The sequence below is a fragment of the Pseudonocardia sp. genome (assembly GCF_025965585.1).
GTDB lineage: Bacteria > Actinomycetota > Actinomycetes > Mycobacteriales > Pseudonocardiaceae > Pseudonocardia.
The window spans coordinates 1-11052 of record NZ_JAOPWR010000142.1 but is presented as its reverse complement, the minus strand read 5'-3'; the positions used below and the strand labels follow the sequence as shown (position 1 = coordinate 11052).

Genomic DNA, 11052 nt, shown 5'->3' with positions numbered 1-11052 from the left:
GGCACCGCGGCCGCCCCGTCGACGGGCGTGGCCCAGGCGCCGGCCAAGGCCCCCGCCGCCGACTCGGCGAACGCACCCGCCGCTGGGCTGCCCCTGCTGGGCTCGCTCCTGGGAGGGGGGAACTGATGAACCGCAACCGCATCCTGCGACTGGTGGCGACCGCCACCGTCGTCACCATGGCCACGAGCGGCTGCTCGGTGCTCAGCAACGGTCTGCGCGGGGTGGACCTGCCCGGCGGCGCGTCGCTCGGCGACAACCCCTACAGCGTCTCCATCGAGTTCCCGGACGTCGTCGACCTCGTACCGCAGTCGCTGGTCAAGGTCGACGACGTGCCGGTGGGATCGGTCTCCGACATCTCCGTCGACCCGAAGACGTGGAACGCGATCGTCACGGTCAAGGTCAACAACGACGTCAAGCTTCCGGCCAACGCCACCGCGGAGGTCCGCACCACCAGCCTGCTCGGTGAGAAGTTCGTCGAGCTGTCGGCTCCCGCCCAGGGCGCCACCGGCACGCTCACCAACGGTGCGACCATCCCGGTCGACCGCGCGGGCCGGGCGGCCGAGGTCGAGGAGGTGCTCGGCGCGCTGTCCATGCTCCTCAACGGCGGTGGTGTCGCGCAGATCAAGACGATCTCGACGGAGCTGAACAAGGCGCTCGTCGGCAACGAGCCGCAGATCCGCTCGTTGCTGGCCAACCTCAACACGCTCGTCGGCGCGCTGGACGACAAGAAGTCCGAGATCACCCGCGCGCTCGACGGCATCAACCGGCTCTCCGCCACGCTGAACGACCGGCGCGACCAGATCACCAACGCCCTCGACGACCTCGCGCCCGGCCTCAAGGAGCTGGAGAACCAGCGGGCCCAGCTCGTCGACATGCTGCAGTCGCTCGACCGCCTCTCCGGGGTGGCGACGAACGTGGTCGACCGCAGCCGCGACGACACGCTCGCCGACCTGAAGTCGCTGCAGCCGACCCTGCAGAAGCTCGCCCAGTCCGGGCAGGACCTGCCCAACTCGCTGCAGATCCTGGGCAGTTTCCCGTTCACCGATGCCGCCGCCGCGGCGATCCCGGGCGACTACGCCAACCTCTACGTCCGGGCGGACCTGGACCTCAAGGACGTGCTCGACAACCTCGCGCGGTCCAACCAGCCCTTCCCCGGCCCGGACACCGCGCTGCTGAACCAGCTGCCGCCCACGGCCCAGCTCCTCGCCCCGCTGCTCGGCGGCAACGGCAACCAGCCGACCTTCCCGCTGCTCGGCCCGGCGCAGACGCCCGTCGGCGGCCTCGACCGGAACAACCCGCCGCCGACGCGGATCCCGCCCACCCCGACACCGACCCCCACGCCGACCACCGCCCCGAAGTCGGGTGGCCTCCTCGGCGGTCTCCTCGGAGGTGGCTCGTGATCTCCCGAAGGGTTCGGCTGCAGCTGTTCGGGCTGCTGCTCATCGCCGTGGTCGGCGTCGGGTACACCGGGTTCCGGTACGCCGGCTTCGGCAACCTCCTCGGCGCCACCACCTACCCGGTGACGATGCAGCTCACCGACTCCGGCGGCATCTTCACCGGCGCCGACGTCACCTACCGGGGCGTCAGCGTCGGCCGGGTCGGGCCACTGACACTCACGGCGGCCGGCGTCGACGTCCAGCTCGACATCGACAAGAGCGCGCCGCAGATCCCCGCGGACACCGCCGCCGCGGTGCGCGACCTCTCCGCGATCGGTGAGCAGTACGTCGACCTCCAGCCGGCCACCGACGGCGGCACGATGCTCGCCGCGGGATCGGTCATCCCCCAGAGCCGCACGACGGTGCCGGTGTCGGTCGAGGATCTCGTCGTGAGCCTCGACGACTTCGTCAAAACGGTGCCGCTGGACTCGCTGAGGACGGTGGTCGACCAGCTCGGCGTGGCGTTCGCCAACACCGCTCAGCCGTTGCAGAAGCTGCTTGACACGTCGAACGAGTTCACCAAGGCCGCCCAGGACGCGCTGCCGCAGACCACCGCGCTGCTGCGCGACGGCCGCACGGTGCTCACCACGCAGAACGAGACGTCCGGCCAGTTCAAGGACTTCAGCAGGAGCCTCGCGCAGCTCGCCGCCCAGCTCAAGACGTCCGACCCGGACCTGCGCTCGCTGATCGCGAACGCCCCCGAGGCCGGCAACCAGATCAGCGGGCTGCTCGACGAGAGCGGCTCCGGACTCGGCGACGTGATCGCGAACCTGCTGACCGTCGCGCAGATCGCGCAGCCGCGGCAGGCCAACCTCAGCCAGATCCTCACCGCGTACCCCGGTATCGCGGCCAACGCCTACACGGTCGTGCCCGGTGACGGCACCGCCCACCTGGGCCTCGTGCTCAACGTCTTCGACCCGTACCCGTGTACTGCGGGCTACGAGGGCACGACCAGGCGCAGCGGTGCGGACGTCGCGGACACCCCCGTGAACGCCGACGCCTACTGCGCCGAGCCCCCCGGAAGCCCGATCGACGTCCGCGGGGCGCAGAATGTTCCCGAGGCCGCCACCCCGAAGCCGTCGCCAGGTGCTCGGAGCCGGGGCACGGACCCGTTGCCGACCGGAAGCCAGCCGATGAACTCTGCTCCCCCCCTGAGTTCACTCGCGCAGATTCTGCTGTCCTGACCCTCCCCAGGGGCCGGATGGCGGGTTGGAGTCACTCATGACCGTGCTCGACGACGACGTCCGCGGTGACGGCGCTCCTGACGGGGCGGCCGTCGACGTGGCGGAACCGAACCAGCGGCGTGGGCCGCGGATCTCGCTGCGGCGGGCGCTGACGGTGCTGGTGGCCGTCGCGGCCGTGGTCGCCGTGGTGCTCGGGGTCCTCTGGGTGATGGCGTTGAACAGCAGCTCGCTGGCGCTGGCCCGGGACCGCGACGCGGTGCTGGTCAGCGCGAAGCAGGCCGCGATCGCGCTCAACACGCTCGACTACAAGAACACCGACGCCGGGCTGAACCAGTGGGAGCAGGTCTCCACGGGCTCGGTGCTCGGCGAGTTCCAGCAGAACCGCGCCGACTACGCCAAGGCGGTCACCGACTCGAAGCGCTCCACCGTCGCCACCGTTCCCGATGCGGCGGTCGGGGAGCTCGACGAGCGGGCCGGTGTCGCGCGCGTCCTCGTCGGCGTCGACGTCACCGTCACGCCGGACGGGCAGCCCCCTGTCGTCACCCGGCAGCGCCTGCAGTTGGAGATGACGCGCGTCGGCGACGTGTGGAAGGTCAGCAAGCTCAACCCGGTCCGGTCGCCCACGACGGGGAACTAGCCCACCCGTCCGCGTCCCACCCGCGAGGTCGACCGACCCCAGGAGGTCCCCGCCATGCCGTCCACCCCCAGCACCCCCTCCATCCCACCCCGTCGCCGCTCCACGGGCATCCGCAGGCCGCGCGTGGCCGGGCGCGGCCCGGCGGCGGCCCGCACCGAGCCGCCCGAGCCCACGCAGGACGACGTCCGCGACCGCGGCTCGTCCGTCGACACGCTCGCGCCGCTGCACGAGGACGCCCGCCCGGCGACCCACCGGCCGCCCGAGGGGTACGACACCGCTGTCGACCTGACCAAGCGCGACGCGAGCGCCGAGGACGACACCGTCGCCACCGAGACTGTCGCCACTGTCGCCACCCGCGAGCCGGAGGCCGACGCCGCCCGTCCCTCGGGCAAGCGGCTCCTCGGCAGGCGAGGGGGCACCCGTGCCACGGCGGCCCGCACCCGTCGCCCGATCCCGACGATGGCCCTCGCCGTCGCGCTCGTCGTGCTGACGGCCGCGGCCGTGTTCTTCGGCGTCGCGAACGCCGCGCTGCGCGGCACGCCGTCGGCGCAGAACACCGCACTCGTCGACATCGGTGCCACCACGCAGGTCAACCAGCAGGTCGACGACGCACTGAAGACCGTCTACTCCTACGACTTCGCCCGGCTCGACCAGAACGAGGCGGACGCCCGCAAGGTGATCACCGGGGACTTCACGGCCCAGTACGACCAGCTCTTCACCCAGGTGCGGCAGATCGCTCCGCAGCAGCAGGCGGTGGTCACCGCCACGGTGGCGAACTCGGCGGTGCAGAGCATCGACGGCGACAGTGCCGTCGTGGTCGTGTTCCTCGACCAGCAGGTCACCCGCGTCCAGCCCGGGAACCAGCCGCAGCAGCTCGCATCGGCCGGCAGGCTCACCGTCAAAGCCCAGCTGGTCGACGGCACCTGGAAGATCGCGGGCGCCCAGGCCCAGTAGGGACCGACCCGACGCGCGGGCCTCGTCCCCTGTCACGTACTCTCGAGCACGGTTCCACCGAAGACCGCAGGTCTGCGCCCGGTTCACCGGGTGCACGAAGGCTCCGCAGCAGCGGACGACCCGCGCAGGAGGACGAGGTTCGTGAGGCACGCATATGCGTGCCGCTACGCCCCGTGCGCTCCTGCGCCGGGGCGTTCGTCGTCTCCGAGGTCGTCGCGGTGGATCGATCATCACGACAACCGAGAGGAGGCAAGGATGGCCCGACCCGACAAGGTCACGGCAGTCGCGGAGATCGCCGACAAGTTCCGGGGCGCGTCCGCCTCGGTGGTCACCGAGTACCGAGGCCTCACCATGTCCCAGTTGACCGCTCTGCGCGTCTCGCTGGGTGACGGCGCCACCTACCGCGTCGCCAAGAACACGCTCGTGAAGCGTGCGGCGGACGACGCCGGCGTCAACGGTCTCGAGCAGCTGCTCGTCGGACCCACGGCGATCGCGTTCATCACCGGCGAGCCCGTCGACGCCGCCAAGGCGCTGCGGGACTTCGCGAAGGCCAACCAGGGCCTGGTGATCAAGGGCGGCTACATGGACGGTCGCGCGCTGACCGTCACCGAGGTCAACCAGCTCGCCGACCTGGAGTCCCGCGAGGTCCTGCTGGCCAAGCTGGCCGGCGCGATGAAGGCGAACCTGTCCAAGGCCGCCGGTCTCTTCGCCGCTCCGGCGTCGCAGGTCGCCCGGCTCGCCCAGGCTCTGGCCGACAAGCGTGCGGAGGAGGGTGGCCCGGCTGCTGTCGACACGGCCGCTCCCGAGGCCGCCGCTGACACCACCGAGGCTCCGGCCGACGCCGAGAGCTGACGCTCCACCCCTGCGTAGTTCCACCCTGAGAGAAGAGGACGCCACCATGGCGAAGCTGTCCACCGACGAGCTGCTCGAGGCCTTCAAGGACCTCACCCTGATCGAGCTCTCGGAGTTCGTGAAGAAGTTCGAGGAGACCTTCGACGTCACCGCGGCCGCCCCGGTCGCCGTGGCCGCTGCCGGCCCCGCCGCCGCCGCTGCCCCCGCCGAGGAGGAGAAGGACGAGTTCAACGTCGTCCTCGACGCCGCCGGTGACAAGAAGATCCAGGTCATCAAGGTCGTCCGCGAGCTCGTCTCGGGCCTGGGCCTCAAGGAGGCCAAGGACCTCGTCGAGGCCGCCCCGAAGCCGATCCTCGAGGGCGTCGACAAGGCTGCCGCCGACGCCGCCAAGGCGAAGCTCGAGGAGGCCGGCGCGAAGGTCAGCCTGAGCTGACGTTCGGCCCGCTCCACCAGCACCACAACGAACGGCACGGTCGTCGGAGACATCCGACGGCCGTGCCGTTCGTCGTTTCGGCTACCTGCCCGTGACCTCGTGGCGCAGGAGCTTGCCGGTGACGGTCTCGCGGCCGATGTCGCCGGTCGGTGTGCCGGGGATCCGCCGGGCAGGGCCTCGGCGGACTCCTCGGGCTTGTTCCGGCAGCCCACGACCACCTGGGACCGGCCGGCGGTGACGAGTTCGCCGACCTTGCCGGCGGAGGTGACTTGTCGACGTCGAAGGCCGTCCCGGCGACCGTTGTGGCGGCAGTCACGGTGCGTCAAGGCGAGAGGAGCTCGGGCGGAGCGCGGCGGTGACGACCACCTGATCGGCTCGGCCCCTCGCACCTTGTACCCGGTTGCGCTGGGTGATCGGTGCCCGGGCGTGCAACCGTCCGGCGACGAGGGGTCTACGGTGCACCGGCCCGACGGCGCTGTTCCGGCCCCGGCAGGCGGTCGACCAGCAGGGTCGGCCTCCGCGGGGAGCGGGCCGCCGGTACGGAACCACGTGGATCGGGGCCGGTCGTCCCACGAGAAGGACCACTTACCGACGCGTAGAGTCTTGACTCGGTGCGCCTGTCAGGTCACTCTTAGGTCTCGATGGTTACCTTGGTGACCCGTCTCGACAGCCGCTGCATTTGCAGCTAGACTGCCTCTTTGCGCTGCCTCCGTCCAGCTTCGCGCGCGCTCAGACGGGCTCCCCGGGCTTCCAGGGACCCTTCGGTGCTCGCGCGGGTCTGGTCGGAGGCCGTGTCCTGACAACAGACGGTGTGCACCGGTAACCGGCAGCCGCTCGTGTCGTCGGCCCGGACCTCCCGCCCGGGTCGACAGGCCGAACGGTAGCGCGCGGGGCCCGGTGCCCGCCAGACGAGAGCGCAGTTCCGGAAGGACGCATCTTGGCTTCGTCCAGCGCCACCAAGACCCTCGCGACCACCTCGGACCACCTGAATCTCCCAGGCGCCCCCACCCGCGTCTCGTTCGCGAAGATCCGCGAGCCGCTCCGGGTGCCCGACCTGCTCGACCTGCAGACGCAGTCGTTCGAGTGGCTGGTGGGCGACGAGGCGTGGTTCCAGCGGCGGATCGACGCAGGCGACGAGAACCCGATGGGGGGTCTCGAGGACATCCTCACCGAGATCTCGCCCATCGAGGACTTCTCTGGGTCCATGTCCCTGTCCTTCTCCGACCCTCGCTTCGACGAGGTCAAGGCGTCGGAGGAGGAGTGCAAGGACAAGGACATGACCTACGCGGCTCCGCTGTTCGTCACAGCGGAGTTCACCAACAACACCACCGGTGAGATCAAGAGCCAGACCGTCTTCATGGGTGACTTCCCCGTGATGACGAGCAAGGGCACCTTCATCATCAACGGCACCGAGCGCGTCGTCGTGTCGCAGCTCGTCCGGTCCCCGGGTGTCTACTTCGACCACGCCATCGACAAGACCACCGAGAAGGACGTCTACTCGGTCAAGGTCATCCCGAGCCGGGGCGCCTGGCTCGAGTTCGACGTGGACAAGCGCGACACCGTCGGCGTCCGGATCGACCGCAAGCGCCGCCAGCCCGTCACGGTGCTGCTGAAGGCGCTCGGGTGGACCGCCGAGCAGATCGCGGCCCGCTTCGGCTTCTCGGAGACGATGCTCGCCACGCTCGAGAAGGACCACACGGCCGGGCAGGACGAGGCCCTGCTCGACATCTACCGCAAGCTGCGTCCGGGCGAGCCGCCCACCCGCGAGAGCGCGCAGACGCTCCTGGAGAACCTGTTCTTCAAGGACAAGCGCTACGACCTCGCCAAGGTCGGCCGGTACAAGGTCAACAAGAAGCTGGGCGTCACCTCGCCGAACTCGGTCGGCACGCTGACCGAGGACGACATCGCCACCACCATCGAGTACCTCGTCCGGCTGCACGCCGGCGAGACCGAGATGACGGTCGGCGCCGACGCCGAGGGCAACGGCGGGATCACCATCCCCGTCGAGACCGACGACATCGACCACTTCGGCAACCGGCGCCTGCGCACCGTGGGTGAGCTGATCCAGAACCAGATCCGGGTCGGCCTCTCGCGCATGGAGCGTGTCGTCCGCGAGCGGATGACCACGCAGGACGTCGAGGCGATCACGCCGCAGACCCTGATCAACATCCGTCCCGTCGTGGCGGCGATCAAGGAGTTCTTCGGCACGTCGCAGCTGTCGCAGTTCATGGACCAGACCAACCCCCTCGCGGGCCTGACGCACAAGCGTCGTCTCTCCGCGCTGGGCCCGGGTGGTCTTTCCCGTGAGCGCGCCGGCTTCGAGGTGCGCGACGTGCACCCCAGCCACTACGGCCGCATGTGCCCGATCGAGACCCCCGAGGGCCCGAACATCGGCCTGATCGGGTCGCTGGCGAGCTTCGCGCAGGTCAACCCGTTCGGCTTCATCCAGTCCCCGTACCGCAAGGTCGAGGACGGCCGGGCCACCGACCAGATCGACTACCTCACGGCCGACGAGGAAGACCGCTTCATCATCGCGCAGGCCAACGAGCCGCTCGACGACGACGGCAACTTCGTGGGCGACCGCGTGCTCGTGCGCCGCAAGGGCGGCGACGTCGACTACATCCCGCCGACGCAGGTCGACTACATCGACGTCTCGCCGCGCCAGATGGTGTCGGTCGCCACGGCGATGATCCCGTTCCTCGAGCACGACGACGCGAACCGCGCCCTCATGGGCGCCAACATGCAGCGTCAGTCCGTCCCGCTGCTGCGCAGCGAGTCGCCGCTGGTCGGCACGGGCATGGAGCTGCGTGCGGCCGTCGACGCGGGCGACGTGGTCGTCAACGAGAAGGCCGGCATCGTCGAGGAGCTGTGCGCCGACTTCATCACGGTCATGGCCGACGACGGCACGCGCCGCACGTACCGGCTGCACAAGTTCCGCCGCAGCAACCAGGGCACGTGCACCAACCAGAAGCCCATCGTCGAAGAGGGTGCGCGCGTCGAGGTCGGCCAGGTGCTGGCCGACGGGCCGTGCACCGAGGACGGCGAGATGGCCCTGGGCAAGAACCTGCTCGTGGCGATCATGCCGTGGGAGGGCCACAACTACGAGGACGCGATCATCCTCTCGCAGCGCCTGGTGCAGGACGACGTGCTGACGTCGATCCACATCGAGGAGCACGAGATCGATGCCCGCGACACCAAGCTGGGCGCCGAGGAGATCACCCGGGACATCCCGAACGTCTCCGAGGAGGTGCTCGCCGACCTCGACGAGCGCGGAATCATCCGGATCGGCGCCGAGGTCCAGCCCGGCGACATCCTGGTCGGCAAGGTCACGCCCAAGGGCGAGACGGAGCTGACCCCGGAGGAGCGCCTGCTCCGCGCGATCTTCGGTGAGAAGGCGCGCGAGGTGCGCGACACGTCGCTGAAGGTGCCCCACGGCGAGACCGGCAAGGTCATCGGCATCCGGGTCTTCTCCCGCGACGACGAGGACGAGCTGGCGCCCGGCGTCAACGAGCTGGTCCGCGTCTACGTGGCCCAGAAGCGCAAGATCCAGGACGGCGACAAGCTCGCCGGCCGCCACGGCAACAAGGGCGTCATCGGCAAGATCCTCCCGGCCGAGGACATGCCCTTCCTGCCCGACGGCACGCCCGTCGACATCATCCTGAACACGCACGGTGTGCCGCGACGGATGAACATCGGCCAGGTGCTGGAGACCCACCTCGGGTGGATCGCCAAGACCGGCTGGGAGATCGAGGGCAGGCCCGAGTGGGCGTCCAAGCTGCCCGAGGAGCTCTACTCCGTGCCCGCCGGCACGAACACGGCCACGCCGGTGTTCGACGGCGCCAAGGAGCACGAGATCACCGGCCTGCTGGGCTCGACGCTGCCCAACCGCGACGGCGAGCGCATGGTCAAGGCCGACGGCAAGGCGCAGCTGTTCGACGGGCGTTCCGGGGAGCCGTACCCGTTCCCGGTGGCCGTCGGATACATGTACATCCTCAAGCTGCTCCACCTGGTGGACGACAAGATCCACGCTCGTTCCACCGGTCCGTACTCGATGATCACGCAGCAGCCCCTGGGCGGTAAGGCCCAGTTCGGCGGCCAGCGGTTCGGCGAGATGGAGTGCTGGGCGATGCAGGCCTACGGCGCGGCCTACACGCTGCAGGAGCTGCTGACGATCAAGTCGGACGACGTCGTGGGCCGGGTCAAGGTCTACGAGGCGATCGTCAAGGGCGAGAACATCCCGGAGCCTGGCATCCCGGAGTCCTTCAAGGTTCTCCTGAAGGAGCTCCAGTCGCTCTGCCTGAACGTCGAGGTGCTCTCCAGTGACGGCGCGGCGATCGAGATGCACGACAGCGACGACGAGGACCTCGAGCGGGCCGCGGCCAACCTGGGCATCAACCTGTCCAGCAGGCCCGGATCCGAGTCGATGACCGTCGACGACGTCGTCAACTGATCACCAGCCGAGGCAAACCGAAGGAACTGAGGACACATAGTGCTCGACGTCAACTTCTTCGACGAACTGCGCATCGGCCTGGCCACGGCGGAGGACATCCGCCAGTGGTCGCACGGTGAGGTCAAGAAGCCGGAGACCATCAACTACCGCACCCTCAAGCCGGAGAAGGACGGGCTCTTCTGCGAGAAGATCTTCGGCCCGACCCGCGACTGGGAGTGCTACTGCGGCAAGTACAAGCGCGTCCGGTTCAAGGGCATCATCTGCGAGCGCTGCGGCGTGGAGGTCACGCGCGCCAAGGTGCGTCGTGAGCGCATGGGTCACATCGAGCTCGCCGCCCCGGTCACGCACATCTGGTACTTCAAGGGTGTGCCCAGCCGGCTGGGCTACCTGCTCGACCTGGCGCCCAAGGATCTCGAGAAGATCATCTACTTCGCGGCCTACGTGATCACGTCGGTCAACAAGGAGCTGCGCCACAACGACCTGTCCACGCTCGAGACCGAGATGAGCGTCGAGCGCAAGCGGGTCGAGAACCGGCGCGACGCGGACCTGGAGGCGCGGGCCCAGAAGCTCGAGGCCGACATCGCCGAGCTCGAGGCGGAGGGTGCCAAGAGCGACGTCCGCCGCAAGGTCAAGGAGGGTGGCGAGCGCGAGATGCGCCAGCTCCGTGACCGTGCCCAGCGCGAGCTCGACCGGCTCGACGAGATCTGGACCGCGTTCACCAAGCTCGACGTGCAGCAGCTCATCGCCGACGAGTCGATCTACCGGGAGCTCTACGACCGGTACGGCGACTACTTCACCGGTGCCATGGGCGCCGAGGCGATCCAGACCCTGCTGCAGAACTTCGACATCCCGGCCGAGGCCGAGAACCTGCGGGAGACCATCCGCAGCGGCAAGGGGCAGAAGAAGCTCCGCGCCCTCAAGCGTCTCAAGGTCGTAGCGGCGTTCCAGATGACGGGCAACAGCCCGATGGGCATGGTGCTCGACTGCGTCCCGGTCATCCCGCCGGACCTGCGCCCGATGGTGCAGCTCGACGGTGGCCGCTTCGCCACGTCCGACCTGAACGACCTGTACCGCCGCGTGATCAACCGCAACAACCGCCTCAAGCG

The 11052-nt window shown here is 69.5% G+C and carries 7 protein-coding genes and 1 pseudogene; all 8 read left to right on the top strand.

Annotated features, from left to right (window positions below; genetic code table 11):
* Window positions 1-125 precede the first annotated feature (125 nt).
* On the top strand, window positions 126-1400 hold the full coding sequence (locus JWR81_RS09005; protein WP_297649377.1) for an MCE family protein: 1275 nt from the start codon (window positions 126-128) through the stop codon (window positions 1398-1400).
* Window positions 1397-2620, top strand: a complete 1224-nt coding sequence (locus JWR81_RS09000; protein ID WP_297649375.1) for an MCE family protein — start codon at window positions 1397-1399, stop codon at window positions 2618-2620. Before JWR81_RS09005 ends, JWR81_RS09000 begins: the two co-directional genes overlap by 4 nt.
* Window positions 2621-2657: 37 nt before the next feature.
* Complete coding sequence (locus tag JWR81_RS08995) at window positions 2658-3257, top strand: hypothetical protein (RefSeq protein WP_297649373.1); 600 nt, start codon at window positions 2658-2660, stop codon at window positions 3255-3257.
* A gap of 54 nt (window positions 3258-3311) precedes the next feature.
* On the top strand, window positions 3312-4211 hold the full coding sequence (locus tag JWR81_RS08990) for a hypothetical protein (protein ID WP_297649371.1): 900 nt from the start codon (window positions 3312-3314) through the stop codon (window positions 4209-4211).
* 255 nt (window positions 4212-4466) lie between these two features.
* Window positions 4467-5063, top strand: a complete 597-nt coding sequence (gene rplJ / locus JWR81_RS08985) for a 50S ribosomal protein L10 (RefSeq protein WP_297649369.1) — start codon at window positions 4467-4469, stop codon at window positions 5061-5063.
* 46 nt (window positions 5064-5109) lie between these two features.
* Entirely contained in the window at window positions 5110-5496 is a 387-nt protein-coding gene (gene rplL, locus JWR81_RS08980) for a 50S ribosomal protein L7/L12 (RefSeq protein WP_297649367.1), read from the top strand.
* Window positions 5497-6433: 937 nt separating this feature from the next.
* Complete coding sequence (rpoB, locus tag JWR81_RS08975) at window positions 6434-9946, top strand: DNA-directed RNA polymerase subunit beta (protein WP_297649365.1); 3513 nt, start codon at window positions 6434-6436, stop codon at window positions 9944-9946.
* A 39-nt stretch (window positions 9947-9985) separates the two neighbouring features.
* Window positions 9986-11052 (top strand): annotated as a pseudogene (locus JWR81_RS08970) (DNA-directed RNA polymerase subunit beta'); the annotation flags it as partial.

What these genes read in the sequence shown, in the direction of transcription:
- rplL (WP_297649367.1), top strand. Translation starts at nt 5,110, where the DNA reads ATGGCGAAGCTGTCCACCGACGAGCTGCTCGAGGCCTTCAAGGACCTC.
- JWR81_RS08995 (WP_297649373.1), top strand. Translation starts at nt 2,658, where the DNA reads ATGACCGTGCTCGACGACGACGTCCGCGGTGACGGCGCTCCTGACGGG.
- JWR81_RS09005 (WP_297649377.1), top strand. Translation starts at nt 126, where the DNA reads ATGAACCGCAACCGCATCCTGCGACTGGTGGCGACCGCCACCGTCGTC.
- JWR81_RS08990 (WP_297649371.1), top strand. Translation starts at nt 3,312, where the DNA reads ATGCCGTCCACCCCCAGCACCCCCTCCATCCCACCCCGTCGCCGCTCC.
- rplJ (WP_297649369.1), top strand. Translation starts at nt 4,467, where the DNA reads ATGGCCCGACCCGACAAGGTCACGGCAGTCGCGGAGATCGCCGACAAG.